The organism is Nodosilinea sp. LEGE 07088 (assembly GCF_015207395.1).
In the GTDB taxonomy this organism is placed as follows: domain Bacteria; phylum Cyanobacteriota; class Cyanobacteriia; order Phormidesmidales; family Phormidesmidaceae; genus Nodosilinea.
On sequence record NZ_JADEWX010000007.1, the window covers coordinates 1 to 26,511 of the forward strand.

Consider the following 26,511-nt stretch of genomic DNA (forward strand, 5'->3'; position numbering starts at 1 on the left):
GCGGGAGGGGGCAGACGCATAAACGCTAGAACCATTGGAACTAGCCTGAAACTCTAGCATCTTTAGGCTCCCTTGAGAATGAAATGGCCCTGGATACTAACTCTAGGCAAGACAGGAGCATGAGAACATTTGTTCACAAAGCTTGCAAGCATACCGCATTGCTCGTAGTATTGGTACTTAATTTTAGTTTCGTGTCCGAAATCATGACTGACCAATACCTCTCCGTGAAAGAAACCTCTGAAATCCTAAACTGCTCGGAGCAATATGTTCGCCAGTTGCTTCGATATGGTGAAATCAGCGGTGAGAGGATTAGCAGTCGGTGGATTGTAGCATCGGAGTCCGTTCAGGATTACCGCATTAAGGGAGAAGACGTAAGCTTAAGCGTTCCTGATCATGGGCGGCGCTCATTTTGCAAGCCTAAGCTTAAAGCCTTGAGTTTTTTTTCTGGCTGCATGGGGCTAGACTTGGGGCTAGAAAAGGAAGGCATCAAAGTACTATTGGCCTGCGAAATCGATTCAGCTGCCCGAAAAACCATTGAGATAAATCGACCGGATATAGCGCTGATTGGGGATATCAGAGATTATTCAGCAGCAGAAATTCGGGAGAAAGCGGGATTGAGTTTGACCGATGAGATTGATGTAATTGTTGGCGGCCCACCATGTCAAGCCTTTAGCAGTGCAGGAAAGCGACAAGGATTCAATGATGATAGAGGCAATGTCTTCTTGACATTTATTGATTTAATCATAGAACTTAAGCCTAGGTTTGCAGTAATTGAAAACGTTAGGGGACTATTATCTGCTCCGCTGAAACATCGACCTCATGAAATGAGAGGGAAGGATTTTCCAGCTTTATCCCAGGATGAAAAAAGAGGCGGTGCTTTGCTCTTCATTACGCAAAAGCTGAAAGAGGCAGGATATGGCGTTTCCTTCAATTTATATAATTCTGCTAATTTTGGATCGCCACAAAAACGAGAAAGAGTTGTTATTACTTGTAGCCGTGATGGGAAAAAACTTCCCTATCTCACGCCGACCCACTCAGAAAAGAATTTGTATGACCTTCCAGGATGGATAACTTTGCGAGAGGCTTTAGAAACTCTTCCAAAAAATAGACATCATTTTGTTAAATTCCCTGAAAAACGGCTCAAATATTACAGGCTTCTCAAGCCTGGGCAATATTGGCGGGATTTACCGGAAGAGTTGCACGAAGAAGCACTAGGGGCTTCTTATCATGCGGGAGGGGGAAAAACTGGTTTTTACCGAAGGCTAGATTGGGATAAGCCTGCCCCAACTTTAGTAACACACCCAGCTATGCCTGCAACCGATCTAGCGCATCCAGAAGAAGATAGACCGCTAAGTATTGAAGAATACAAGCGCATTCAAGAATTTCCAGATGATTGGACTATTGCAGGCACTTTGCTTGATCAATATAGACAAGTTGGAAATGCAGTACCATGCTCCCTAGGAAGAGCGATTGCTAGGATGTTGCTGACTCATCTAAAGGGCGAAGCACCAAACATTTATACAGATTTTCCCTATTCTCGATACCATAGGACTGACGATGCAAGTTGGATAATTGATACTTTGGGTCATCTTGAAGAGCCTCCGGGAAAGCAGTTATCTCTAACCTTGACTTGATGAGTCAGATAAGTCTTGCCAAGGATTATTTGCTTCTACAGCTAAGGCATCTGGGTTGCCATGCAAAACCCGTTGAACAAAAATAACAAAATTTTCTTCAGAGAACCGATCCGTGTTGTATTTTTCGTTGAAGTAAGACCACTGATAGAAGCCTGTTCTGGCATCAACTCTATACCATTTTTCAATTGGCTGGTTGATTCTTACTCTAGAGGATGAACTGTTTTCCGAGTTACTGCGGTTTTTAACCTGTAAGAGAGCACCATCAATGTTGCAGAAATCTACATGGCGAATTGATTCTCCCCAACAGCAATACCAACCATAATCAGAAAGTTGTTCGGCCAGAAATTCTTCTAGCAATAATCCCTGAATATTTTCTGCTGACATCGATAGTCTGTGAGCATACTTGATTTGCTCAATATGATTTGCTGTCAGCCCTTTCAATCGGGCATTGATAATCGTACTAACAATTGGATCTGCGACTGTTCCTGGTGGCCGTGAGATTCGTCTTGAAATTCTATTTTCATAGCTATTTCTATATTTCTTCAACCAGGTCTTAGCCAACATTTCCTGTGTATTGGCTTTTAGAGCTGGAGAAAGTCCTGGGTTTCTGTAGCAGGCTACTAAAATTGTTCGATATGATTCAAGGAATAGCTGATCTTGTTCAGAAAACGCGTCTTGAAAGATTCGCAAAAAGCTTTCTTCCGAATTTGAGGTAATGATGACATCAAAGTTGACAGACATTTAAATATTTTCCTTCTGGACATACGAGAACAAGGAACAGAAATGTCCAGATTGTACGTCACAATAATTGACCTGGATTTGCTCCCCAAAGCTTACGTTGCTGTGCTCTAACAAGCCAGGTATCAGCTCCTGCCTCCACCGAGACTTGAGGCCATCGAAATGCTCATTCAACTACCCGCTCATCCCCCACTTCCCCACAATACAAATACGTCCTCATCAGCCCCCGCCCTTTGAGATCGATGCAGCCCCGCTCTTCAAAGGAATAGAGGTGCTGGAGGTGCTGATAGGTGGTCTCGCTCACCTGAATGCGATCGACCAGCCCGTGGGATTCGAGTCGGCTGGCGATGTTGACGGCGTCGCCCCAGAGGTCGTAGCTAAACTTTTTGGTGCCAATCACCCCGGCTACCACCGGGCCTGTGTTGATGCCAATGCGGAGGCAAAAGGGGTTGCCATCTTGGCGGTGGAAGGTTTTAACCGCTTTCAGCATGGCGATCGCCATGGCCATCACCCGGTTGGCATGGTCGTTCTGGGGGGTGGGCAGGCCTCCGACCACCATATAGGCATCGCCGATGGTTTTGATTTTCTCCAGGCCCAGACGATCGGCGATCGCATCGAAGGCCGAGAAAATGTCGTCGAGCATTTGCACCAACTGAGTGGGTGGCACCTCCGCCGCCAGCCCGGTGAAGTCAACGATGTCGGCAAAGAGAATAGTGGCTTCGTCAAAGCGAGAGGCGATCGCCATGCCGGTCTCTTGGTTGAGGAGTTGTTCGGCAATGCTCACCGGCAGCACGTTGTGCAAGAGCCGTTCGGAGCGGGCGTTGGCCTCCAGCAGCGCCCGCTCAACCTGTCGGCGCTCATCAATTTCGTGGGATACGCGCTCAAACATCTGGCGAAAGGCCTTGGCCACATCTCCTAATTCGTCGTTGCGATTGAGGGAAAGGGAGTGGAAATCAGGATCGTTGTCACGGCTGGCGGCTTCCCCAGCAGCCAGCAGGTCATCACGCAGGTAGAGCAGGGGGTTAATTAACAGCCGCTCTAGCACCAAAATCGTGACCAGGGTTACGAACAGTGAGATCAGCACCACTAGGCCAGCAATGGCGAGGGCGTAGCGCACCATGGCCTGCTGTACCCCGGTGGCATCGTGGCGCACCGCCAGCACGTACTGTCCCTGAAATTGATTGCTGGGCCAGGCTACGTCATAGCGCGATCGCCCTTCGTTCAGCTGTCGTCGCATTTCCTCGGCGTCTAGGTTGGTAACGTCGATGTCGGGGGCATCCCCAAACTGACGCAGCAATGTGCCATCGGGTTTGTACAGGGCTGCTCCCCGCACCACCGAGTCGGGTTTGAGCTGAGCCTGCACCAGAGAAAACACCGTATCGATGTCTTGTCCCCCCATCGCGCTGGCTTTGAGGGCAAACAGCAGCTCCTCTGAAACCTGCTCCAGATCCCGTAGCTCAACCTGTCGCCGCCGCAGATACGAGGGCACAAAAATAATGCCCTCTATGACCAGCAGGCTAAAAAATACCCAGGCTACAATCTGCCGCGACAGGCGCGACGACCCTGGAGGTCGGGTCTTTGACCATCGCAGTAGCCCCACCGACGATTGCAGTAGCCCGGCCATAGACGTTTCTAGGATTGGACTATACCAATCTAGCCCTGCTAAAAGTCCAAATACGAAAATCAACCGCTCCAGATCAACTCTGCATCCTCAACGGTGTCATTCAGGACAGAACGAGAAACTGGCTGCGAAAGCCGAGGGGCAACCTAGGCCAAGGCTACAGTCGGCAAAGACATCCTTAAGGAGCCAGGGCTATGTTTACCCGCATGCGACGGTGGCTGCGCCGCTTTTTTAGGCAGGCGCGCACCGTCAACAACGAACCCGTCAACCGGGCCAGCTTGGCGGTGATCATTTTGATCAACCTGTTTATTTTGTTCAACGTGTTTAGCGGCCTTAACGACATTAGCCGCTGGCCCCTCAGCCCTACCCAAGCCTACCCCTGCCACAGCTCCTGGGCCGAATATCGGAGCCAAACCCAGGGCAACCCCGACGCCGACATTCTGCAGAACAGCATCCGGCTGCCTGACCAGCCTGCGGGGACTTGGCAACGCGACTTTCGCCAAGGGGCTACTGGCCACTTGGGGCAGGTGTCTCCTCTTTGTCTCGATTATGCGGCCAGAGCTGATGGGCTCAACACCAGCGAAAACCGCGAAATTATCGACAGCCTCACCCAGAACCAGCGCGCGATCGCCAGCCTGGAGCAAGAAAACCAAACGATTCGCAGCCAGTACGACTCAACCCTGCTAGAGCAGATCGCCGGGCAGCCCCAAGAGCAATCAATTAACCAGGTCGAGGCCTCCCAGGCGCGGGCCACCCTAGAGCGCAACCAGGCCGAAATCGACCGCCTTCAGCAACAGCAGCAGCAGCTACAAACCCAGCTTACCCAAACCCCCCCGAGCCAGGAATTTCTGGCGCTGCTCAACGACGACGGTCAGTTTCAGCAGCTAGAGCGCCAGTTCCGACGGGCTTCGTTTTGGCGCCCTACGGTGCAGATGCTGTTTCAGGGTCTGTTTTTGCTGCCCTTGGTGGTCATGACCTGGGGGGTCTACCGTGTCGCCGAGCGTCGCGGCTATGGTCTGATCGCCTTGCAGGCCTGGCACCTGCTGGTCATTTTCTGCATTCCTCTGGTGATTAAGCTGTTTGAGGTGTTGCAGTTTGGAGCGCTGTTTAATGCCCTGTCGCAGCTGGTGCTGGCGCTGTTTGGGGGCCTGCTGTTTCTGATCAACTACCTGTATATTCTGCTGGTGCCCCTGGTGGGCTACGGCACGATCAAATTCTTTCAACAGGTGGTGCTCAATCCCCGGCTCCAGGTGGCGGGGCGGGTGCAAAACCAAAAGTGTATTCGCTGTGCCAAAAAGCTGCGCCTTGGCGATACCCACTGCCCCCACTGCGGCTTTTACCAGGAGGCAGAGTGCGGCCACTGCCATCAGCCCACCTATAAATACTTGCCCTATTGCCGTTACTGCGGCACGTCCCAAAACCTAGAGCTTTAGCATTCTAGAGCATCGGTACAGTATGGCTAAAAACCCGGTTTCTTTGTCACTGCCCTAAGGGCATGACTGGCATTCTGGCCGAGAAACCGGGTTTCTGTACCGACGTTCTAGGTAATGACGCTGTGCCCACCTCAAGGCGCGGCTCACAGGTTGGCTAATAGTCTGCCAAGTCAAAGATGACAGGTCAGCGGGGTTTGCGGTTTGCGGTTGGCCTTGAACCGTATACCTCACACCTTGAACCCTGACCCCAGGCTACGGCCTCCTGTCAACATCAGCCTGGTCAGGTACTAGTTTGAAGGGGGCGCTAAATGTTGGCGATCTTGACATGTTCCTGGGCAACAAACCAGGTGCTCTTATTTTGCGGACTAATTTCTTCACTCAACACAATCAAAAAATCATCGCCCGCTGGCTCTGAAGAGAGCAGATAGTAAATCTGCTTATCGTCTACCTGATACCAGGCAGTTCCATCACCATCGGGATCTTTTTGTTGCAAAACAGCTATTTCTTGCCTATCGATCTTGAAACAAGCCCCTGAAGAGTTAGAGACCTCTAACTTGGTCTTAGCGTCCCATCTTTGACTAAAATCTTCCTGCATTTTTAAAGGGACGGCTGCTTGTATAAAACTCAGCGCATCCTCCTGGTGACTGTTGATCGATTTTGTGCCTTTGTAGGAACCCGGCAAATTCTCAAAATGCAAAGGTGACTGCTCGGCATCCTGAGAAGAGTTTGCTTCTGAACGCCACATTTGAGTAAATTTTTTGAGAATGGTTTCGTCGGACAGATCTGTTTCGATGTGCAACTGCAACCACTTGAGGGCACGCTTTTGAGCATCTTGTCTTTGTGAGCTACTGAAGTTGGCGTGGGACTTAAACGCATCCCTCAAGAAGCTAGGAGCAGCAGACTCAGCTGATGTAGCCATATTGAAATTCCTTGCAGAGTGCAGTAAACAAGCTCAAAAAACTGGCGACCAGAACCATTCGAATCTCGGCAAAGATTTTCGACAGAGGAGTTTCATTGAGGAATGAAACTAAAAATCAAAGGCATTTGATAACTATATATGCAATGCCAATTTAAAGCTATTTTTTGATTTCAAGCCCCATAATTTTCTTTTGTAGAGTAGTCGGCTGCTGATACAAAAATGATTTTGGCAAGAGTTGATTCTTCCAGGCATTGAATATTCTAAAGATGAGCATCGTATTCAAAGATAAGAATTCCAGGCTGGGTTTCTAATGAAAAACTATTGGCTATCTCTATGCAGACCATTTTTTAAAAAGAAATATACTTTTAGTTGCTATTGCTACTAACTATAACGACAGAAAGTAAGCATTCAAACAATTACTCACTGCAGCCCCTATATTGATCATCACACTGCTGATTGAGAAGACAGACTTTTAATGAGTAGAGAGGCGAAATTCGCGAAATTGAACCATCTGGAGGATAGGCTGGGTGTTAGCTCAAGGCACTCAACCTTCTCCCAGAGGCTATTGGCGAAGTCTCTCCAAAAGAGCAGAACTGTAAACCTTGCATCCCCCTACTCCAGTCATTGCCAATGGTGGGCATAGCTACGCCGCCCTCTACTAGTCCCCTAAAGCGAGCTTGCCAGACAAAAAATTGGCCCCTGGCTGACGGGCCAGAGACCAAGTGGTAAATCGATTTAGAGTAATGCGTTATGGGCGGTAAGCGATGGGCCGTATCGGCCAGCACAGAATCCAGTAATGGCCAGCAGCCTTAGGCCTTACGGGAGTAGTACTCAACCACCAAAAGTTCATTGATGTTGAGGGCCACCCATTCGCGCTCAATGATGCCGTTGACCTTGGCGGTGAGTTTGGCTTTGTCGAGCTCGAGGTGGTTGGGTACGTTGGCCAAACCCGGGAACTCCAGGTTGGCCTCGACCAGTTTTTTAGAGGCGTCGCGATCGCGCACGGTAATCACATCGCCGGGACGACACTGGTAGCTCGGAATCGAGACGACGGTGCCGTTAACGCAGATGTGGCCATGGTTGACAACCTGCCGAGCCGACGGAATCGTCGGCCCAAAGCCGAGCCGAAACACGGTGTTGTCGAGCCGCATTTCTAGCAGTTGAAGAATGACCAAACCAGTCGAACCGCCAGCCCGACGCGCTTTTTTCACGTAGCGCAACAGCTGCTTTTCGGTGAGGCCGTAGTTAAACCGCAGCTTTTGCTTCTCTTCAAGCCGGACTGCGTACTCAGACTTTTTCTTGCGGGCTTGGCCGTGCTGCCCAGGGGGATAAGCCTTGCGGGGGGACTTGCGGGACAGACCCGGTAGCTCACCCAGACGGCGTACAACCCGTAGGCGAGCGCCTCTATATCGCGCCATAAACGTTTACTCTCCGAACAAATTCCAAGGCGGAAGCAATTTCCAAAGATTCTAATCTTAGCGCTAATACGTCTTTGGATCAATGCTGGAGCTATAAAGTTTGTCTGCTCGTCCCCGCTCTAGGACTCGGCGGCGGCCATAACTCACCTGGTTGCTAACGCGGAAACCCTTGTGAAACCTAGATTCCCCGTTCTGCCTTCTGGTTCTGCCTTCTACCTTTCAGTACTAGTGTTCACTCAGGCGACTCAGAAAGGCTTTGAGGCGATCGCTGCTAGGATTTTTAAACACCTCGGCGGGGTCGCCCTCTTCTTCCACGACACCGTCGTTAAAGAACAGCACCCGGTTTGAGACCTCGCGGGCAAACTGCATTTCGTGGGTGACCACAATCATGGTCATACCGTCTGTGGCCAGCTGCCGCATCACCCCCAGCACCTCGCCCACCAGTTCGGGGTCAAGGGCACTGGTGGGCTCGTCAAAGAGAATCGCAACGGGCTTCATGCAGAGGCTGCGAGCAATGGCGACCCGCTGCTTTTGGCCGCCGGAAAGCTGCTCGGGGTAGGCATCGGCGCGGTTTTCGAGGCCGACCTTGGTGAGGTAGTGGTTGGCCAGTTCGCGGCAATCGCCCTCCGGAAACTTGAGTACCCGCCGGGGAGCCAGCATTAAGTTCTCCAGCACGGTTAGGTGGGGGAACAGGTTGAAATGCTGAAAGACCATGCTCACCTGGCTGCGTAGGTGGTAAAGCGCCTGCCGGGGCAGCTTAGTGGCCGATACGTCTTGGCCCATGACTTCTAAATGGCCCTGATTGATCGCCTCTAGGCGATTGAGGCAGCGCAAAAACGTGCTCTTGCCGCATCCCGAAGGGCCAATGATCGACGCCACATCGCCCTGGGTAAAGGCGGTGCTCACCCCCTTCAAAACTTCGACTGAACCGTAGCTCTTGTGGAGGTTGTCGCAGGCGATGACCGGCGTTGCGATTGCAGGGGTGGTGGTCATAGATAGGGTCAATGCAGGGCATAACCTCTTCAGCGAATCACTGGCAACCGGAGACATCTGTATCGCAGGAAACATTTTCGCCTAAAGGGAATTGATTATGGTGCAACACATCCCAGCCGCGATCGCGCGGGTGTCGTCTGTATGTATAGATTTGCCCCATGATGTCTCGTCTACTTAGCTCACGCTGGCTAAAACGCTGTCTCGCCCTGGTGCTGGGGCTGGTGCTGGGTGTCGGCGCTGCTCAGCTCACGGGTTTGGCCCAAGATCCGCCTGCGGTCTGGGAGGTTGGTACCGAACCCGCCTTTCCGCCCTTTGAAATGAAAGACGAGGCCACCGGTGAGCTAATTGGTTTTGACATCGAGTTGATGACGGCCATGGGCGAAGCCGCCGGGCGAGAGGTCAAATTTATCGCCCTTCCCTTTGACGGGTTGATTCCGGCGCTGCAGTCAAACACTATCAGCGCGGCCATCAGTGGTATGACCATTACCGCCGAACGAGCCCAAACCATAGATTTTTCGCGGCCCTATTTTGAGGCTGGTCTGGCGATCGCGGTGCAGGAAAGCAACAGCGACATTCAATCGCTGGCAGACCTGGCGGGTAAACGCATTGCGGTACAGATCGGCACCACCGGGGCCGAACAGGCTGGAGAGGTTGAAGGGGCCACAGTCAGCACCTTTGACAGCGCGCCTTTAGCCCTACAAGAACTCCTCAACGGTCGCGTCGATGCGGTCGTCAACGACCTGCCCGCCACTCTGTTTGCGATCAATGATGCCAATATCCAGGGCATCAAAATTGTGGGCGAACTGGTCACCGAAGAGTACTACGGCATCGCGCTACCCAAAAATTCTGCAGACCTGGCGGCGATGAACACCGCCATCGATACTCTGCTGCAAGATGGTACCTACGCTGAGATCTATCGGCGCTGGTTTTCGGCTGACCCGCCCGAACTGCCGCTGGTGGCCCCAGCCCTGGCCGACGCTACCACCGCAACAGGTTTGAATTGGGGACGGCTGTTCCAGAACCTGATGCGCGGTGCCTGGGTCACCATTTGGCTGACCGCCGCCTCATTCTTCTTTGGGCTGATTGGCGGCTCCCTGGTGGCCTTCGCCATGATTTCGCCCATTAAGCCCCTGCGCCTGCTGTGCCGCATCTACGTCGATTTCTTTCGCGGCACGCCGATGCTGGTGCAGCTGTTTATGATCTACTTTGGTCTGCCGGCCCTGTTTCAGAGCATGGGCCTTGACATCAGCTTTAACCGCATTTTTGCCGCCATTTTTGCCCTTAGCCTCAACGTGGCAGCCTACCTGGCCGAAATTTTGCGCGGCGGCATTCAGTCCATCGATCGCGGTCAGTGGGAAGCGGGCGAGTCGCTGGCGATGAACCCGGTGGAGACTATGCGCTACGTTATCTTTCCCCAGGCCTTTCGGCGGATTTTGCCGCCCCTGGGCAACGAGTTCATTACCCTGATCAAAGACACCAGTTTGGCGGCGGTGATTGGCTTTGAAGAGCTGTTTCGCCAGGGTCAGCTGACGGTAGCGACTACCTACCGCGCCTTTGAGGTGTATCTGGCGGTGGCGATCGTGTACCTGGTGATGACCTCACTGGCGTCCTTTGCCTTCAAGCGCCTAGAGGCCTACATGGACCCCATCAACCGCCCCAAGAAAGCCCCAAAAGAACCCCTGCCCTCCGCAGTGGAGGTGTAATCCCAAATCCGGTTTGGGACAAGGTTCAATGCTTTGGCGTCTGGCCCGGTTCAACCTCAAGGCAGCGCCCAGGGGCAAACCGCAGTCCACTGGTGGGCTACGGCTCTAAAGCACTAGGTCAAACCCTACTCGGGCAAATCAATGAGGCACCCTGCGGCTTCAAAGGCCGCCACCGCCTCAGGAAAATATTGCCCCATGTCTGCCGCTGGATCGGGCAGCGGGCGAGGATTGGCGTACTCATAGATACCGGGGCGGTCGTCGTAGACAAAGGTGCTGCCCAGGAAGTTGTTGTCTAAGAAGAAGACCAGATTCTGGTCGGTGTAAACCTTGCCGTTGCGCACCTGGCCCGTGTAGAAGTCACCCTGATCGAGGTTGATATCGACGATGCAAACCTCTGATCGAGTGGTGGAAGGGTAAATATAGAGAGCCTCTTCAATGGCCACCCATTCACCCAAAAAGGGCGCGATCGCCGGATCGGCCCTTTCCCAGGTTTCTACGTAGGCCGATAGGGCTTGCCAGTCTTCCAAGCTGCGGCGATCGCGGTAATAATCAGTGGCTTGGAGGTTGGGGATCTTCTGCCGTAGCTCCTGAGCCAGTTGTTGCAGCTCTGCGTCAGTCGGGTGGCGTTCAGACTGGGCGATCGCAGGTAGAGCTAGGCTGGCCAGCACTAAACTCCAGACACTGGCAAGGCGGAGTTGTCTCATAAATCCTCTATTCTCGGTTAACACTGTCTCATCAGCCTGTTCCATCGGACAGGTCTCTACAGTGCTAATCCACCATTCCCGGGTGAATTTCCGGGGCATCTTTTAGTTTCTTCACAGTGCCGCTGCTTGACACAACCGGGGAGATGACCTGGCTACCGCCATTATGCATGCGCCCTTACCGCACCAGGCTAGAGAAGCCCGAGGCCTTAAATTTCTTCAGTTTGAGCGGTTCGGGCTGGCTGGCAGCCACCGAAATGCGCAACTCAAAGTCGCTTTCCCCCGGGGGCACCTCTTTGATGCCGCCCAGGCGACTGCGGTTTTGCATCACTGGGTTGTCGTCGGCGTCAAAGATGCGGCCAAAGATATCGGCATCGATCACGGGCTTGCCGGAGCGGTTAATGGCTTTGCCCGTAATCAAAAAGCAGTTGGCCTGCTGAATCGAGCCAGCGGCCACCATCCCTTCGGCATACTCTGGGGGGCAGGGGCTGTAGCTCAGATCGGTCAGCTCAATGGGGGTGAGCGCCTGGGCCGTGAGCCCAACGCCGCTGATCAGCCAAAGGCCAACCATGAGGAGGGCGGTGAAGATACTGCGTAATGCCATAGGTCACCGAAGGGTAAGCCGATTTAAGCTCTATCAGCTTATCGCGATTTGTTAGCGCCATGGACACAGGGGCCGGAATGGGCAAGGGTAGAGTTCAGCCAGAACACTTTGGCGCTGCCTTCAGATGATACGCCTAGGACAGTTCTCAACCATTATCTGACCCTAAGGAGCCCTGACTGTGGAACGCTACATTGCCGCTGACCCCTACCCCTACCCCTTTGATGGTGACCTGCGCCCCGAAAACACCGCCCTAATCGTGATCGACATGCAGACAGACTTCTGCGGCGTGGGCGGCTATGTAGACAAAATGGGCTACGACCTGGCCCTCACTCGCGCCCCCATTGAACCGATTAAAGGGGTGATGGCGGTGCTGCGATCGCAGCGGTTCACGATTATTCATACCCGTGAGGGCCACCGCCCCGACCTGGCCGATCTGCCAGCCAACAAACGCTGGCGATCGCAGCAAATTGGCGCGGGCATTGGCGACCCTGGCCCCTGTGGCCGGATTTTGGTGCGCGGCGAACCCGGCTGGGACATCATTCCAGAACTGGCCCCCCTACCCGGTGAAGTCATTATCGATAAGCCCGGCAAAGGGTCGTTCTACGCCACCGACCTGGATTTAGTGCTCAACAACAAAGGCATTCGCAACCTTCTGCTGGCGGGTATCACCACGGACGTGTGTGTACATACCACCATGCGCGACGCCAACGATCGCGGTTATGAATGCCTACTGCTCTCCGACTGTACCGGCGCCACCGACTACGGCAACCACCTGGCCGCGCTCCAGATGATCAAAATGCAGGGCGGGGTGTTTGGCGCGGTGGCCGACTCGACGGCGTTGCTAAATACTCTAAAAACCTGAGTAAATCTAGGCTGGAGGTCAAACGTTGCTGGGCAGGGAGGCGGGAAGATGGTCACAGAGCCGCCTAGTATAATCCCGCTATTGGTGATCTGCGGCACCAAAAAACCCCGCCATCTCGCGCCCCAGCGTGTATCCTTTAGCAGATGTTTTACTGACTTTCCATGGGTACCGCCATGCATCAGCTTCGCCAGCCATCTCTGGCCCTGTTGGCCCTGCTTAGCACCTTGGCCACGCTGCCTATCGATGCCTTGAGGGCTGAGCCTCAACGGCTAGCCCAGATGCTAGCCCAAACCCCGGCGACACCCATCCCGACCTTTACGCTGCAAGACAGCGTTGCCCCGGGTACCACCCTGTCGATTGATGGTTCACCATCGATGGCAGGGCTGAACCAAAGCCTGGCGGAGGGGTTTGAACAACGCTACCCCGATACCGATGTGACAGCGGCGATTAGCAGCGACGAGCAGGCGCTACAGGCGCTGCGGGGAGGCACGATCGATCTGGCGGCCCTGGGGCGGGCGTTGGGCGAGGCTGAACAAGACCCCAGCCTGACGTCGATTCCGGTCACGCGGGAGAAAATTGCCATCATCGTGGGGCGCGATAACCCCTTCCGGGGCGATTTGACCTTTGATGATTTTGCCGCCATCTTTCGCGGCGAAATTACCAACTGGTCGGAGGTCGGTGGGCCTAATCGGCCCATTCGGTTTATCGACCGCCCCGCCGACAGCTCTACCCGGCTAGCCCTGGCTGACTACGAAATCTTTGCCGATCAACCTTTTGAAACCGGCGATAACGCTGTGCAGGTAGCCGAAGACGACACGGCAGCGGTGGTGCGAGAACTGGGCAACGACGGTCTCAGCTATGCGATCGCCTCAGAGGTGCTCAACCAAGATGCCGTGCGTCCGGTCAGCATGGATGGCACCCTGCCCGACGATTCACGCTATCCCTACTCCCAGCCCCGCAACTATATCTACCGCGGCGAGCCCAGCCTGCCAGTAGAAGCGTTTTTGGGCTTTGCCACCAGCGATGCAGGCCAGGCAGCCATTGAGCAGGCCAAACAGACCGCCAGCGCCAATGTCACCGTGGGGGCCAATAAACTCCCCGGAGGTTTGGCCCTGTCCCCCGATGGACGCTTTATGGTGCGCGGCAGCGAAGATGGCCAACTACAATGGCTCGATGCCGCTGGCAACCCCACCGAAACCGTGATTGCCGATGCCCATCGAGGGGCTGTGTCAGCGGTAGTGGTGAGCCCCGATGGCCAGACGGTGATTTCCAGCGGTGCCGATGGTACCCTGCGGCGATGGGATCGCAACGGCAATCCCCTAGGAGAACCCATGGTGGGAAGCGGTGGGCCGATTTTAGCCCTGGCCCTCAGCCCCGACGGCCAAACCCTGGCCAGCGGCAACGCCAACGGCACTGTGGAGCGTTGGTCTGTCGCTGACGGTACCGCCCTAGGCCAACCGATTGCGGCCCATGGTGGGCCAGTGCAGGCCCTCAATTACCCTGCCGGGGGGCAGTTTTTGATCACGGGTAGCAGCACCGGTGACCTGGGAATTTGGACGGTTGACGGTGCCGCTGCCGGCAAGAACGCCGCTGCCCATAAGGGTGGCATCACGGCAATTACCAGCAGTCCCGATGGCCAGGTGATTACCACCGCTGGCGATGATGGCACCCTGCGCAACTGGGATCGCTCGACGCTGCAGCCCCAGGGAGAGCCTATTCAGGTTCACGATAGTGCCATTAGCGCGGTGGCCTATGCCCCCGACGGTAAGACCATCGCCACCGCTGGCACTGACGGCACCCTGCAACTCTCTGCCCCCGACGGTACGGCTCGCCTACCGGAGCCAGTGATGCTAGAGGGGCCGGCGGCTTCTCTCGGCTATACCCCGGCAGGGCAACTGGTGGTGGGTGGTAGCGATCGCACCGTTGAGCTGCGCGACAGCGAGGGCACACTGCTGGCTGACAGCGAATCGACCAACCCCGCCACCGATCTGGGCAATCTATGGCAGCGTTTTCAAAATCTCCCTCCCAGCGCCTGGTGGATGCTGGCAGCGATTCCTGCGCTACTTCTATTAGCGGGCATTGTAGGATCGCTGTTGGGCAGTTCCCATCCCGATGACGACGAGGACGAGGATGAGGATGAGGATAAAGACACCCTAGACGCCGACCTCACCCCCGAACCGGGGTTAGATATTGATTTCTCAGACATCGGGCAGAACTCTCAGGCTGTGGTGAGCCCAGTATCTGATCCGCCAGTATCTGATCCAACCGATCGCCCCGCCGCTATTCCGCTCCCCCCCGAAGTCGCCCTGGTGCCGAGGGATGGTGACTACACAACTGGGGCCGTCGCTTCCAGCAAACTTGAGCAGGCTCGCATTGACTTGGCCGAGGGCCGCAGGCTGATACGAGAAAACCGCTACAGCGATGCGCTGTTTTACGTTAACCAGGCCATAGAAGCGATTGAAGTCGAGCGCAGCAAAGCGACCGCGACGGGAGGTCGGGCCCAGGGAGTTAACGCGCTTGAAGCTCAAGCCCAAGCCCAGCGAGGCCAGGCCCTGATGCTTTTGGAAGAACCCAGCGACGCCATGAACAGCTTTAACGCGGCCCTGGCGCTAGACGCTAGTGTGATTGAGGCCTGGATTGGCAAGGGGCAGCTCTTGCACAATATGGAGCGTTACGACGAGGCCCTGTTTTGTTTCGATACGGCCCTTGAGCTTGACCCCGCTGCGGTTGCAGCCTGGACGGGGAAAGGGAAGACGCTCATGCAGCTAGGGCGTCAGAGCGACGCCCAAACCTGTCTCCGCCGGGCAGCTACCCTCGGGGGTGATACCGCGCTGGCTAGCACCAGTCTATTCACCGATCTCCAGCCCCCTAATCTCCAGTCCCCCAATCTCCAGTCCAGTGACGGCGTCTCCTCTGAACCAGTCGCGACCGAGGCGGCCCCTGCACGCGCCTACGACCAGGATGTCCCCTTCGATCTACAGCAGATGGTAGCGGGTTTGACCTCCGCCGATGTTGACCTGGCCGAATCCCCTAGCGCTAGCGACGACGATGTTCCTGCGGCCTTGGCCACAGAGGCGGCCAGTCTGTCGGCCCAGGCCGAAACGGCCCCTGCCATGACAGCTATCGGCGCCATCCCTAGCAGGCCACCGATCACCCCAGGGCCAGTTCCACCGGAGAGCGACAACTCGGGTGACATGGCGCCAGGGCTGGAAGACGATTGGGGTTCGGGAGGGATCACCGCCGGGCCGGTGCCCCCCGATCTGGAGAATGACCCGATCGCTCAGGAGCATCTAGCGCCTATGGCGGCTGAGCCGACCACCGCTGCCGATGAGATAACATCGGGTCTGCCGCCCTTGCGCCCAGCTCCAGAGCCGGGGCCCGCCCCCGTGCCAATAGAACCCGGCGACTACGTGCCACCGCCGCCCGAGACTGACGAGGCTGGGTCAGACTCAGCGCTAGCAGGGCTACCGCCGGAGGTGATGGCGGCTTTGGCCAGCATTCCCCCTGGGTCGCCCGATAGCTTTGGGGTAGTGCCCGATGTGGTGCCCAATGTAGTACCAGACGGCGATAGTGCCGACGAGGTCGTCGTCGCTGGGCCTGAATCCGCCAGCTGGATTCGTCTATCGATTGACGCCGATCGCGCTCGCTTTTATGCGGTGTGGCAAATTGACGCTGACGATCGCGATCGCATCAAGCAGCAGGGGAGTGAGACTATGGCCCTACGGCTCTACGATGTCACCGGGCGCGCTACCCAACTGCCGCTACCGTCGCCCGTGACCGAACAGCTTTGCCACGATGACTTTGCCCAAGACTGGTACCTATCCATTCCCCAATGGGATCGCATTTACATTGTGGCGGTGGGGTATCTCAGCCCCGATGATGACTGGCAGGCGATCGCCCAATCCACGGCGGTCGCCGCTGTCTCCACCTAGGCCAGCGGCGACCTGATGCTGGGGCCAAAGCTAAGGGCAGCGGCTGCGCTAGGATACGGGCAGTCACGCCTCCGATTACCTATGCTGTCGTGCCCCCGCTGTCAGGCCGCCATCGAGCCCACGACCATTCACTGCCCGCGCTGTCATCTCGCCCTCAAGGCCCACGGTCATCCGGGTATGCCGCTGTACCGCAGCGAGGGTGAAACCGCTCTCTGTGCCACCTGTGTCTACGATGCCGACGACACCTGCAACTTTCCCCAGCGTCCCCACGCTGAGACCTGTACCCTTTATCGATCCATCAACGCTGTAGAAGATCTGGCGCTACCGCCCCCATCGTTTGGCAACCAGCTCAGCTTTTGGCTGCGCAATCATCGCGGTCTAGTCGCCCTGGGGGGGCTGCTGCTGTTGAGCCTGGCGTTGGTGCTGGTGCGTTAAGCCACTGGCTGGAGGGCAAAAAAGTCGGTAAAAATTTTCTCGCCCACATCGTTGAGGCGGGTTTGCAGGTCGTCGAGAAACTCGTGTAGCCCCTGCTGGCTAATTTCATCGATGGTGAGGTAGTCCAGTTCCGAGCGCAGGCGACCGAGGGTGCGATCGCTGTCGGTGCGCCAGCTCCCCATCGGGGTGCCCGAAATGCAGTGCAGCGATCGCTCGGCCTCGATCAAACAAAACTGAATCGATCGCGGAAACTCCCGGTTGAGAATCAAAAATTCGGTCACCCCCTGGGGCGTAATCCGGTACTGGCACTTGCGATACATCTCGTAGGCGCTGGCCGACTTCAGCAGGGCAATCCACTGCAAGTCGTCCAACGGCGAGCCCACATCGGTGACCGAAGGCAGCAAAATGTAGTACTTCACATCGAGAATGCGGGCGGTTTTATCGGCCCGCTCCAGCAGCCGCCCCAGCTGACCAAAATGCCAGCCCTCGGTGTGGGCCATGGTGGCATCCATGACCCCGGCAAACAGGTGGCTGGCCATTTTGACTTCCGGGAAAAAGTTGTGCAGATCTGAAATTGCCCCCACATCTGCCGCCTCATTCACCATCAGGTAAAACGAATTCACCTGCTCCCACATTTCAGATGAAATCACTTCTCGCACCGAGCGAGCATTTTCCCGGGCGGAGCAGAGGCAGGAGATGATCGAGTTTGAGTACTCGCGATCGAAGGTGAGAAACCGCAAAATATTTTCGGCAGTAGCCTCACCATAGCGGGCCTTAAAGCGCGCCTGGTCGCCGGTGATAAAAACCAATGGCTCCCACTGCTGCTCCATGCCCGACGGGGCATCGAGCAGCATATTGAGGTTGACATCCACAAAGCGAGCCACATTTTCAGCTCGCTCAACATAGCGGTTGAGCCAGTAGATAGAATCGGCGACGCGGCTAAGCATAGGGGCAGTAGGTGATGGGTAAAGGAGAGGTCGTGAGTCAAGGGGATGAGGACGATCAGGTAGTCAGCCAGATCAACGGATAGAACCTGTAGAAGCAGTGGAGAAAATGAGTCGGCGGTTTTTTCAGACTAGGGCGTGTTTTAAAACTTGGTCAAAGCCTGATTCTCTCGTACGAAGGATCAAGGGCTTCAGAGGGTTTTAAAACAGAGCCTAGTACTCGAAAGCTGAAATATGTCCACCGTTCCGGATCGCTTGGCTCCCTAGCTCCCCTGCTCCCTAGCCCTCAGGAATAGTATCTAAACTTGCGCGTAGAGTACTAGTCTAGGAGCCAGGTAAACAGCGTTTTGACCGTCAGGGTGAGCCCCTCGGCAAAGCGCGGCAAAGGGAGATTGTCTTCAGGCTGGTCAAAGACTTCGGTTTCCTGTTTGGGACGGTAGACAAATACGGTTTGTTCATCGGGATCAATCAACCAGCCCATTTGAGTTCCATGCCGAAGGCAGTGCAGGATATTCTTGGTCACTTTAGTCTGGCTTTGCTCTGGAGACAAAATTTCAATAGTCCAGTCTGGAGCGATGGGGAAGGTATTGGCGACTTCACCATTTTGATCGCGGGGAATTCGACTCCATACTACGACCGCAACATCTGGAACTGTCGATCGTCCGCCGAAGGTGCAGCGGAGTTCAGGGAAGGCGCGAGCGCTGCGTTTAGATTTAAGTGTAGTGTTGATAACCGCAACTAACTCACCCTGAATAGCGCTGTGCTTTCCCTGCGGCATGGGCTTTTGAATGATTTGACCATCGATGTATTCGCTAGCAGGTTTCATTTCTGGCAGATCCAGAAACTCCTGAAGGGTCAATGTTTTGGATGAGAGCTGTATCATGACGGCTGATCCTAAACTGTGGCGGGCCGCAAACTTTCTCGATCAACTTTCTCGATGGTAGCGACTGCCGGGGGGGGCCAAGCCCCCGGCATATCTTTCTAGCTATTGCCCCTGCTGTTGATCGTGGGGCAATTGAGCATTGGGATCCACAGATTTGACTACCCAGGTATCTTTGCTGCCACCGCCCTGGGAGGAGTTGACCACCAGGGAACCCCGCTTGAGGGCAACGCGGGTGAGACCGCCCGGATTCACGTAAATATCTTGGCCGTAGAGAATGTAGGGCCTGAGATCGACGTGACAGCCCGCCAGACCATCGTCAAATAGGGTGGGTACCCGGGACAGGCAGAGGGTGGGTTGGGCGATGTAGCCCCGGGGATTGGCGAGAATGCGATCGCTAAACTCTGCCCGTTGTTCCTCAGTGGCGTGGGGGCCGACTAACATGCCATAGCCACCGGAGGCATTGGTGGCCTTGACCACCAGCTGATCGAGATGGCTCAGTACATGGGCCTGTTGAGTCGAGTCTTCGCATAGATAGGTGGGCACGTTGGGAATCATCTGCTCTTCGTCGAGGTAGTAGCGAATCATCTGAGGCACGTAGGCGTAGACCAACTTGTCATCGGCGACGCCGGTGCCCAAAGCATTGGCGATCGCCACCCGCCCAGCTCGATAGACCTCCATTAGCCCCGGTACTCCCAGCAGCGAGTCAGGCCGAAACGCTTTCGGGTCAATAAAGTCATCGTCGATGCGGCGATAGACCACATCCACTCGCTCTAGCCCCTTAGTGGTGCGCATCTTCAGATAGCCATCCGCCACCACCAGATCGCGCCCTTCGACCAACTCAGCACCAATCTGCTGGGCCAAAAATGAATGTTCAAAGTAGGCCGAGTTGTAGGCCCCTGGGGTCAAGACGGCCACCCGCGGCGAAATCAACGTGTCGGGCACCAGGTTGAGCAGGGTCTCCAGCAGCTGGCTGGCGTAGTCATCCACAGCGGCAATATCCATCGCCGCAAACAGATGGGGGAAGGTGTTCTTCATCACCCGCCGGTTTTCAAGCACGTAGGAGACCCCCGAGGGGCAGCGCATGTTGTCTTCCAGCACGTACCATTTGCCGTCTTTGTCGCGCACCAGGTCGGTGCCGGTGATGTGGCACCAAATATTATTGGGCGGCTTAAGACCCATGCAGGGCTTCAAAAAACCAGGGGCTGACTCCACCACGTGGCGGGGAATGACCCCATCGTTGAGAATTTTTTGGTCGTTGTAGACGTCGTGGATAAAGCAGTTAAGGGCATAGATGCGCTGCTTGAGGCCCTTCTCTAGCCACTCCCACTCGTGGCCCGGCACAATGCGCGGAATCACGTCGAAGGGCAAAATGCGCTCGGTGCCTTGGTTATCGCTATAGACGTTAAACGTGACCCCTAGCTTAAACAGGGCATTTTGTGCGGTCTGCTGCCGCTGCTGCAAATCGTCCAGAGTGAGGGCATTGACCCGCTGCACCAATAGCTCGGCCTCAGAACGGGGCTGGCCGGGGGCCATAAACAGTTCATCAAAAAAATCGCCGGGGTCGTAGGCGTCAAATAGCACCAGGGGTCTCCTCAAATTCAGGAACAGGCGTCAGATGAGTCGTCTAGGGCACGACCAGTGACACCACTCACTACTCTGTCGGGACTCTGTCGGGACTCTGTCGGGACTCTGTCGGGACTCTGTCGGGCAAAGTAGCCAACCGACTTTAACGAATACTGGGGTACAGAGGCCCAAGTTGTAGCCTTAAATACATTTTGTCAGGGAGACTGGCGGAGGCGTTAACTCTGCCAGCCTCCCTGACTTCGCGTTAGCGCTGGGCAGTATGGCTCCCATCGAGGCCGTGGGACTAGCGCCGGCCAGTGATTAAGCCAGCTGAAAGGCTGCGCCTAGACCAGCGCCGATTTCTGCGGGAGACAGCTTGCCGTCGTGGTCGAGGTCAAGCGCATCAAAGACCGCATCGGTGCCCAGCCACTCCTCGCGGGTGATGAAACCGTCGCCGTCGAGGTCGTAGGCCTTAAACAGGTCGTCGCGGGCGTGGGTGATCATGACTTCGCCCTGGGACAGTTGCACCAGGCGAGTCGCGAGGAAATCTTCCAGACTTTCGAGGGCTTTGCTAAAGCCCTTAATGCCCTCGTCGAGCTTTTCTTTGGCCATGCGATCGCGCTCATGCATCGCGCGGAAGGTGGCCTCGTCCAGAGAGAGTTTCTCAATCTCCATGGATGCGGCCTTGGCGGGGTCAAGCTGGCGCGGTAGGTCGGCCTCGGTGCCGTCGAGTTGGGCCAGCAGCTGAGGCGAAATGGTCAGTAGGTCACAGCCTGCCAACTCGGTGATTTCGCCCACATTGCGGAAGCTGGCTCCCATGACCTCGGTGTTGTAGCCAAACTTTTTGTAGTAGTTGTAGATCTGAGTTACTGACAGCACACCGGGGTCTTCTGCGGCGGGGTACGAGTCGCGGCCGGTATCTTTTTTGTACCAGTCGAGAATGCGGCCCACAAAGGGAGAGATGAGGGTGATACCGGCCTCGGCGCAGGCGATCGCCTGGTGTAAACCAAACAGCAACGTCAGGTTGCAGTGGATGCCTTCTTTTTCTAGAATTTCGGCGGCTTTGATGCCCTCCCAGGTAGAGGCGATTTTAATCAGCACGCGATCGCGGGAAATGCCCAGCTCGCCGTACTGCTCGATGATGTTGCGCGCCGTAGTCAGGGTCGCCTCGGTGTCATAGCTGAGGCGCGCATCGACCTCCGTCGATACCCGACCGGGAATAATCCCCAAAATCTTGTGCCCAAAGGCCACTGCCAGGCGGTTAAAGGCCAGATTGGCCACATCCTTATCCGTAGCAGCAGGCCCCGAGTCGGCCTTAGCCTTGAGCAGGGTGTCATCCACAATGGCCTGGTACTGGGGCATTTGCGCCGCTGCCGTAATCAGCGAAGGATTGGTGGTAGCGTCGCGAGGGGTAAATTTTTCGATCGCTTGAATGTCGCCCGTGTCAGCGACCACAACGGTCATTTGTCGGAGCTGCTCTAGCAGACTAGCCATGGTGTTCTCCTGAAAGTCGAGGGGGCAAGGGGTTTTGAAGTTGCCCACATTCTAAACAGGGGATCAAAGGCCATTGTTATCCCTTAATTAAAGCTACCGGGGCATTACGAAACGTTGCGCTAATGGGTCAGGCCCATGGTTTTCTCCATATTTCTTAAGGGTTGCTGGGGGATTACCCACGTTATGCGCTGGCTAGCGTAAATAATTGGCTGCCTCAGATCGGTCAAACCTTGGCATGATGGGGAGGATTTAATCTGCGATCGCGTCCTACCTATGCTCACCAATTTGTGGCATCACCTGACCCTATCGGCCTTTGCCTTTGACCAATGGCGCGCTGTGAGTCTAATTCACCGGCTGTTGGCCCCACTGCGCCAGTGGCGTCAGGGCAGCTGGCTGTTGGCCTGGGGCGATTGGATCGGCCTGACCATTGTGGCTGTGCTGTTTGCGCTGGCTCCCTACGTCTCTACCACCCTGATCGGGGTCCTGCTGCTGGCGGTAGCGGCCCTATGGGTGTTGCTCACCCTGACCGACGAGGCCGGTAGCGGCATGACGCCGCTGCACATTGCCGTGGCCATCTTTTGGGGCGTCATGGTGTTGGCTACGGCGTTATCTCCGGTACGAGGGGCTGCCCTCAGCGGGCTGATCAAGCTCTCTCTTAACCTGCTGCTGTTTTTGCTGGTGGCGCGGGTGGCCCAGCGACCCCGGGCCCGAGGTCTGCTAATTTTGGCCTACATTTTGACCACCCTGCCGGTGGCGGTCTATGGTCTGCGACAATACTTTTTTGGGGCTACGGCTCTGGCGACCTGGGTCGATGCCAACTCGGCAGCGGCTGATGCCACCCGCGTTTACAGCTTTTTGGGCAACCCTAACCTGCTGGCGGGCTATCTCATACCGGGGGTCATGCTGAGCGCGGTGGCGGTATTTGCCTGGCCCCGCTGGGTACCGAAGGGGCTAGCCCTGTTGGCCACCCTGGTCAATACCCTGTGCCTGATCTTGACCCTCAGTCGGGGCGGTTGGATTGGCTTCTTAATCGCCGGATTCGTGTTGCTGACCCTGCTAGTGCAGTATTGGAGCCTCTGGTTTTCGCCCTTTTGGAAACGCTGGGCGCTACCAGCGCTGCTGGGCGGAGCCGCCGCTGTGGTGGTGCTGGGGGTGCTGTCGGTGAGTTCTCTGCGGGCGCGGGTGCTGAGTCTCTTTGTCGGGCGAGCCGACAGCAGCAACAACTTTCGCATGAACGTATGGGCCGCTGTAATAGATATGATTCAAGCTCGCCCGGTGCTCGGCATCGGCCCCGGCAATGAGGCCTTTAACAGCGTTTACCCGCTCTACCAGCGCCCCCGCTACACCGCCCTCAGCGCCTATTCAGTCTTTTTAGAGGTATTGGTCGAAGGCGGCATTGTCGGTATGGCCGCATTTCTATGGCTGCTGCTGCTGCTCTTTTATCAAGGCTGGACTCAGCTTCAGCGGCTGCGAACCACCCAAGACTCTCAGGGCTACTGGCTGATCGGAGCGATCGCATCGATTGCGGGCATCCTGGGCCAGGGCATTGCCGACACCGTCATGTATCGGCCCCAGATCAGCACCCTGTGGTGGATGACGATCGCCATCGTGGCCAGCTACTACCCAGTTCAGTCGGCCTGGAGTAGCCGCTCCTTCAAGCTCCGCCCAGACTAAATCGGATCACTAGTACTCGAAGGCTGAAATATATCCACCGTTCCGGATCGCTTGGCTCCCTAGCTCCCCTGCTCCCTAGCCCTAAGGAATAGTATCTAAACTTGCGCCGTGGAGTACTAGGCTAGTAAACGTTACCGTCGTCACTGTTCCAGGTGGCGTGGGGCATAAGCCGTACTTTACCTTTGTGGGGCAAAGCCTGACCACTGGATAGCATGCCACCATTGAGGGTCAGGTGGGCTTTAAGTCGCCTCTTAGCCTCTTCCAAAGAGCTCACCCGCAGGTTGAGAATGTAGAGATAAGGCGAGGGACTCTGATCTAAATGAGCTGCGCTTTCCCAAATACGCAATCGAATCCCTTCGGCATCAGAGATGATCTTATAAAACAGCAGATGATGCTCAACAGTTGGGGCATAGCGGGCTATACCAGGGGAAACCGAAGCTTGCATATCCCAAAACCAAAATCAAACGACCCAAAGAAGTGCTTAGTGTAAGCACTTGGTATTGCCCCTACTCTTTCAAATAAATTACCCACACCAGTGCCCGGAATTGAAGCTGGGTTTATGAATTCCTCACAATCGACCGGGCAAGTTTTCCACACGGCAGAATTTTAGGGTGGATTTTCTCAGGTGTAAAGGAGGCGACACCCCCTATTAGGCCAAGGCAAACAGCCCAAAAGTCTCAGGGCTTACCCTGCCTGATCACCATTCTCTCAAGGTTAGGAATATTTTGGGCATTTAATTAAAAACTTCAGGCAATCTACGTAAAAGTGCTGGGAGGCTAAATATTCTTAAAGTGCTGATGAAGCCGCCCGGCGTTCCATTTCGGCCCGTAGGGCCTTAATGGTGTCGATTAAGCTAGCCTCAAACAGGTTGTAAAACATCGCCTTAAAGGGGCCAACATCAGCTTCTGCCCTCACCTGCTGAGATATCAGGCAGTAGCCCCGAGAGTCAAGATCAGCGGTTGCTTCATCAATGCGCCAATGACCATACATGTACTCCAAGTTGCCTTCGAGCAGGCGAAAACTAATTTGCTGACCATTGAGCTCCAGATTTTCGGTCAACACCGTGGATTCCATCGTGGTCAGCAAAATGCGCCGCCGATCGACCTGTTCGACAATGGTGCGATCGCCGTCGGACTCGACAACTCGGCTTTTGACCACCGTCGGCAAAAATTTGTAGAAGTTGCTGTAGTCAGTCAGCACAGCCCAGGCGGCAGTCGGTGGCACTGCCGTAGCCAACATGAGCCCATACTGACCCTGCCCACCCTTAACGACCACATCGCGCTTGGCCAGGGTCGCCCAGTCAGCCTCGGTTAGTTTGGCCAGATAGGCGTCAGCAGGCTGAACCTGACGAGATAAACGCGACATAATACCAGCAGTCAGAACATTACTACTGTAACGCTAACCTAAGGCCATCACAGCGATCCGCAATTGTTTCTATAGGTTGTGCTCACCATCTAATGCCTAGTTTTGATGCCGCTTTAGCGGCTTACCAGGATCTACCCCAACGAGTGCGCAGCCTGATGCTCAGCACCGTCAGCGGCGACAGCTCACCCCACGCCAGCTACGCCCCTTACATCCTTGACGACGACTATCAGATCTATATTTTTACCAGCGGTCTGTCGGCCCATACCAACAACCTCCAAGCGACAGGGGTGGCCAGTGTTCTGCTGATTGAAGACGAGACCGCCGCCCCGCAGGTGTTTGCCCGTCAGCGCATTACCTATGACTGCAATGTCACGCTGCTGCCTCGGGGTAGCGACCCCTGGGGGGGCATTGCCGACCGCTTTGAGCAGCGCTTTGGCGACATCATCGCTATGCTGCGATCGCTAGACGACTTTCAAATTTTTTGTCTTAGCCCCCAAAAAGGACGATTTGTGATGGGTTTTGGGGCTGCCTACGCCATCGATCCGAACTCTCTCAGCCAGCTGCTCGGGCCACCTCAAACCGGGCTCGCCAATGAGCCTCAGGGCTAATGGCCCTAACCACTGACTAAAATGCCCACCCCCACCAGGGCCAGCCCCGCTCCGGCGATGGCCCGCAGACTGACGCGATCGCCCATGGCCGCCGCCAGGGGCAGCACAAACAGTGGGCTGGTGGAGGTCAGCGCCTGGGCAACGCCAGTGGCCGAATATTTGAGGGCCATTTGCTGAAGATAAATCGCCAGGTAGGTGCCTAGTATAGCGGCCACGGCGACCCCAGCCAGTACCCGTGGCGATCGCAGCGGTCGCAGCGCCCCCGTCACCGGCCCCTGGGAGCGCAAAATCGCCACAATCATGCCCAAGCCACCTCCCAGGCGCAGCAGCGAACTCCACAGAGGGGCCACATCGGTATCGGCCAGTACGGCTCTCGACAGCACGGCTCCCGTCGCCTGCCCCAAGGCCGCTAACACCCCATACACGACGCCTAGGCTGCTAGCCGAAACCGCCGCATCGGCAGGTACCCGTTCAGCAATCACCCACACTACGCCGACTAAGGTCAGACCCAGACCTAACCAGGCCCTAGGGGCTAAAGCTTCCTGCAAAAACACCAGGGCCAGCAGGGCCGCCAGGGGCGGTGCCAGGGTCTCGAGCAGCAGCGCTCGCCGGGGTCCCAGCTGATTGATGGCGGCAAAGTAAGCGGTGTCGCCCAAACCAATGCCGATTACACCACTGAGGGTGAGCAGAACTAACCCCTGAGAGGTCAGGCCCGTCGGGCGCTGCCCCAGCAGAAGCAGCGTTAGGGCCAGCAGCCCTAGGGCGATCGCCCCCTTGGCCAGGTTGAGCACCAGCGGCGGCAAGGCCTTGCCCAGCCGGCCAAACATCACCGTGGCCACGGCCCACAAAAAAGCCGCCGTTAAGGCCGCTAGTTCACCCCGCATAGGTTGTTAGGTAGCCGTTGCCGCTACCCACTTGAGGAATGCTGCCCGAGCCAGCCCTAACAAAATCTTTACACTTATCCATCAAGATCGTGCTGATCAATAG

22 protein-coding genes are annotated in these 26,511 nt (G+C 55.8%); 8 read left to right on the forward strand and 14 right to left on the reverse strand.

Annotated features, from left to right (window positions below; genetic code table 11):
* The first annotated feature begins 203 nt into the window (after positions 1–203).
* A complete protein-coding gene (locus tag IQ254_RS03250; protein ID WP_228040063.1) occupies positions 204–1,634 on the forward strand; it encodes a DNA cytosine methyltransferase in 1,431 nt (476 codons plus the stop codon).
* On the opposite strand, the gene IQ254_RS03255 is transcribed toward IQ254_RS03250, so the two are convergent.
* Together IQ254_RS03255 and IQ254_RS03260 are read right to left on the reverse strand one after the other, a co-directional pair.
* On the reverse strand, positions 1,620–2,375 hold the full coding sequence (locus tag IQ254_RS03255) for a SinI family restriction endonuclease (protein ID WP_193964323.1): 756 nt from the start codon (positions 2,373–2,375) through the stop codon (positions 1,620–1,622). The two genes, IQ254_RS03250 and IQ254_RS03255, sit on opposite strands and share 15 nt — an antisense overlap.
* Before the next feature lie 163 nt (positions 2,376–2,538).
* Positions 2,539–3,996 (reverse strand): adenylate/guanylate cyclase domain-containing protein, encoded by a 1,458-nt coding sequence (locus IQ254_RS03260; RefSeq protein WP_193964325.1) that lies wholly within the window; start codon positions 3,994–3,996, stop codon positions 2,539–2,541.
* A 191-nt stretch (positions 3,997–4,187) separates the two neighbouring features.
* Here IQ254_RS03260 and IQ254_RS03265 point away from each other — a divergent pair, with 191 nt between their 5' ends.
* Positions 4,188–5,426 (forward strand): zinc ribbon domain-containing protein, encoded by a 1,239-nt coding sequence (locus tag IQ254_RS03265; protein WP_193964326.1) that lies wholly within the window; start codon positions 4,188–4,190, stop codon positions 5,424–5,426.
* Positions 5,427–5,730: 304 nt separating this feature from the next.
* Here the strand turns inward: IQ254_RS03265 and IQ254_RS03270 are convergent, their stop codons facing one another.
* The 3 genes from IQ254_RS03270 to IQ254_RS03280 form a co-directional block, all read right to left on the reverse strand.
* Positions 5,731–6,345: a hypothetical protein gene (locus tag IQ254_RS03270; protein ID WP_193964327.1), complete on the reverse strand. Its 615-nt coding sequence runs from the start codon at positions 6,343–6,345 to the stop codon at positions 5,731–5,733.
* 809 nt (positions 6,346–7,154) lie between these two features.
* Entirely contained in the window at positions 7,155–7,763 is a 609-nt protein-coding gene (gene rpsD, locus IQ254_RS03275) for a 30S ribosomal protein S4 (RefSeq protein WP_193964328.1), read from the reverse strand.
* 225 nt (positions 7,764–7,988) lie between these two features.
* A complete protein-coding gene (locus IQ254_RS03280) occupies positions 7,989–8,756 on the reverse strand; it encodes an amino acid ABC transporter ATP-binding protein (protein WP_193964329.1) in 768 nt (255 codons plus the stop codon).
* A gap of 161 nt (positions 8,757–8,917) precedes the next feature.
* On the opposite strand from IQ254_RS03280, the gene IQ254_RS03285 reads away from it, so the two are divergent.
* On the forward strand, positions 8,918–10,459 hold the full coding sequence (locus IQ254_RS03285) for an ABC transporter permease subunit (protein ID WP_278000295.1): 1,542 nt from the start codon (positions 8,918–8,920) through the stop codon (positions 10,457–10,459).
* A 125-nt stretch (positions 10,460–10,584) separates the two neighbouring features.
* Here the strand turns inward: IQ254_RS03285 and IQ254_RS03290 are convergent, their stop codons facing one another.
* Together IQ254_RS03290 and IQ254_RS03295 are read right to left on the reverse strand one after the other, a co-directional pair.
* Entirely contained in the window at positions 10,585–11,208 is a 624-nt protein-coding gene (locus IQ254_RS03290) for a hypothetical protein (RefSeq protein ID WP_193964331.1), read from the reverse strand.
* A 130-nt stretch (positions 11,209–11,338) separates the two neighbouring features.
* Positions 11,339–11,764 carry a hypothetical protein gene (locus tag IQ254_RS03295; protein ID WP_193964332.1) on the reverse strand — a complete coding sequence of 142 codons (426 nt, stop codon included), beginning with the start codon at positions 11,762–11,764 and terminating at the stop codon, positions 11,339–11,341.
* Positions 11,765–11,942: 178 nt separating this feature from the next.
* Between IQ254_RS03295 and IQ254_RS03300 the strand changes: the two genes are divergently transcribed.
* The 3 genes from IQ254_RS03300 to IQ254_RS03310 all read left to right on the forward strand — a co-directional run bounded on the left by IQ254_RS03300 (position 11,943) and on the right by IQ254_RS03310 (position 16,993).
* Positions 11,943–12,626, forward strand: coding sequence for a cysteine hydrolase family protein (locus IQ254_RS03300; protein WP_193964334.1), 684 nt, complete (start codon positions 11,943–11,945; stop codon positions 12,624–12,626).
* A gap of 161 nt (positions 12,627–12,787) precedes the next feature.
* Positions 12,788–16,558 (forward strand): substrate-binding domain-containing protein, encoded by a 3,771-nt coding sequence (locus IQ254_RS03305; protein ID WP_228040065.1) that lies wholly within the window; start codon positions 12,788–12,790, stop codon positions 16,556–16,558.
* 81 nt (positions 16,559–16,639) lie between these two features.
* Positions 16,640–16,993 (forward strand): hypothetical protein, encoded by a 354-nt coding sequence (locus tag IQ254_RS03310; RefSeq protein WP_193964338.1) that lies wholly within the window; start codon positions 16,640–16,642, stop codon positions 16,991–16,993.
* On the opposite strand, the gene IQ254_RS03315 is transcribed toward IQ254_RS03310, so the two are convergent.
* The 4 genes from IQ254_RS03315 to IQ254_RS03330 form a co-directional block, all read right to left on the reverse strand.
* Complete coding sequence (locus IQ254_RS03315; protein WP_193964340.1) at positions 16,990–17,940, reverse strand: alpha-E domain-containing protein; 951 nt, start codon at positions 17,938–17,940, stop codon at positions 16,990–16,992. The genes IQ254_RS03310 and IQ254_RS03315 overlap by 4 nt on opposite strands.
* Before the next feature lie 316 nt (positions 17,941–18,256).
* Positions 18,257–18,820, reverse strand: a complete 564-nt coding sequence (locus IQ254_RS03320) for a Uma2 family endonuclease (protein WP_193964342.1) — start codon at positions 18,818–18,820, stop codon at positions 18,257–18,259.
* A gap of 102 nt (positions 18,821–18,922) precedes the next feature.
* The gene (locus IQ254_RS03325) at positions 18,923–20,401 is read right to left on the reverse strand and encodes a circularly permuted type 2 ATP-grasp protein (RefSeq protein WP_193964344.1); all 1,479 of its coding nucleotides are present in this window, start codon (positions 20,399–20,401) and stop codon (positions 18,923–18,925) included.
* Positions 20,402–20,704: 303 nt separating this feature from the next.
* A complete protein-coding gene (locus tag IQ254_RS03330) occupies positions 20,705–21,877 on the reverse strand; it encodes a transaldolase (protein WP_193964346.1) in 1,173 nt (390 codons plus the stop codon).
* 273 nt (positions 21,878–22,150) lie between these two features.
* Between IQ254_RS03330 and IQ254_RS03335 the strand changes: the two genes are divergently transcribed.
* Complete coding sequence (locus tag IQ254_RS03335) at positions 22,151–23,551, forward strand: IctB family putative bicarbonate transporter (RefSeq protein WP_193964348.1); 1,401 nt, start codon at positions 22,151–22,153, stop codon at positions 23,549–23,551.
* Between the two features lie 121 nt (positions 23,552–23,672).
* Here the strand turns inward: IQ254_RS03335 and IQ254_RS03340 are convergent, their stop codons facing one another.
* Both IQ254_RS03340 and IQ254_RS03345 read right to left on the reverse strand, forming a co-directional pair.
* Positions 23,673–23,996 (reverse strand): hypothetical protein, encoded by a 324-nt coding sequence (locus IQ254_RS03340; RefSeq protein WP_193964350.1) that lies wholly within the window; start codon positions 23,994–23,996, stop codon positions 23,673–23,675.
* Between the two features lie 341 nt (positions 23,997–24,337).
* Positions 24,338–24,916, reverse strand: a complete 579-nt coding sequence (locus tag IQ254_RS03345; protein WP_193964352.1) for an SRPBCC family protein — start codon at positions 24,914–24,916, stop codon at positions 24,338–24,340.
* A 92-nt stretch (positions 24,917–25,008) separates the two neighbouring features.
* On the opposite strand from IQ254_RS03345, the gene IQ254_RS03350 reads away from it, so the two are divergent.
* Positions 25,009–25,524: a HugZ family protein gene (locus IQ254_RS03350; RefSeq protein WP_193964354.1), complete on the forward strand. Its 516-nt coding sequence runs from the start codon at positions 25,009–25,011 to the stop codon at positions 25,522–25,524.
* Positions 25,525–25,529: 5 nt separating this feature from the next.
* On the opposite strand, the gene IQ254_RS03355 is transcribed toward IQ254_RS03350, so the two are convergent.
* The gene (locus IQ254_RS03355; protein WP_193964356.1) at positions 25,530–26,408 is read right to left on the reverse strand and encodes a DMT family transporter; all 879 of its coding nucleotides are present in this window, start codon (positions 26,406–26,408) and stop codon (positions 25,530–25,532) included.
* Positions 26,409–26,511 lie beyond the last annotated feature (103 nt).

Coding starts and splice junctions, on each gene's coding strand:
- IQ254_RS03315 (WP_193964340.1), bottom strand. CDS start 17,940: ATGCTTAGCCGCGTCGCCGATTCTATCTACTGGCTCAACCGCTATGTT.
- IQ254_RS03305 (WP_228040065.1), top strand. CDS start 12,788: ATGGGTACCGCCATGCATCAGCTTCGCCAGCCATCTCTGGCCCTGTTG.
- IQ254_RS03310 (WP_193964338.1), top strand. CDS start 16,640: ATGCTGTCGTGCCCCCGCTGTCAGGCCGCCATCGAGCCCACGACCATT.
- IQ254_RS03250 (WP_228040063.1), top strand. CDS start 204: ATGACTGACCAATACCTCTCCGTGAAAGAAACCTCTGAAATCCTAAAC.
- IQ254_RS03290 (WP_193964331.1), bottom strand. CDS start 11,208: ATGGAACAGGCTGATGAGACAGTGTTAACCGAGAATAGAGGATTTATG.
- IQ254_RS03335 (WP_193964348.1), top strand. CDS start 22,151: ATGCTCACCAATTTGTGGCATCACCTGACCCTATCGGCCTTTGCCTTT.
- IQ254_RS03270 (WP_193964327.1), bottom strand. CDS start 6,345: ATGGCTACATCAGCTGAGTCTGCTGCTCCTAGCTTCTTGAGGGATGCG.
- IQ254_RS03280 (WP_193964329.1), bottom strand. CDS start 8,756: ATGACCACCACCCCTGCAATCGCAACGCCGGTCATCGCCTGCGACAAC.
- IQ254_RS03285 (WP_278000295.1), top strand. CDS start 8,918: ATGTCTCGTCTACTTAGCTCACGCTGGCTAAAACGCTGTCTCGCCCTG.
- IQ254_RS03265 (WP_193964326.1), top strand. CDS start 4,188: ATGTTTACCCGCATGCGACGGTGGCTGCGCCGCTTTTTTAGGCAGGCG.
- IQ254_RS03295 (WP_193964332.1), bottom strand. CDS start 11,764: ATGGCATTACGCAGTATCTTCACCGCCCTCCTCATGGTTGGCCTTTGG.
- IQ254_RS03340 (WP_193964350.1), bottom strand. CDS start 23,996: ATGCAAGCTTCGGTTTCCCCTGGTATAGCCCGCTATGCCCCAACTGTT.
- IQ254_RS03350 (WP_193964354.1), top strand. CDS start 25,009: ATGCCTAGTTTTGATGCCGCTTTAGCGGCTTACCAGGATCTACCCCAA.
- IQ254_RS03255 (WP_193964323.1), bottom strand. CDS start 2,375: ATGTCTGTCAACTTTGATGTCATCATTACCTCAAATTCGGAAGAAAGC.
- IQ254_RS03260 (WP_193964325.1), bottom strand. CDS start 3,996: ATGGCCGGGCTACTGCAATCGTCGGTGGGGCTACTGCGATGGTCAAAG.
- IQ254_RS03345 (WP_193964352.1), bottom strand. CDS start 24,916: ATGTCGCGTTTATCTCGTCAGGTTCAGCCTGCTGACGCCTATCTGGCC.
- IQ254_RS03320 (WP_193964342.1), bottom strand. CDS start 18,820: ATGATACAGCTCTCATCCAAAACATTGACCCTTCAGGAGTTTCTGGAT.
- rpsD (WP_193964328.1), bottom strand. CDS start 7,763: ATGGCGCGATATAGAGGCGCTCGCCTACGGGTTGTACGCCGTCTGGGT.
- IQ254_RS03355 (WP_193964356.1), bottom strand. CDS start 26,408: ATGCGGGGTGAACTAGCGGCCTTAACGGCGGCTTTTTTGTGGGCCGTG.
- IQ254_RS03330 (WP_193964346.1), bottom strand. CDS start 21,877: ATGGCTAGTCTGCTAGAGCAGCTCCGACAAATGACCGTTGTGGTCGCT.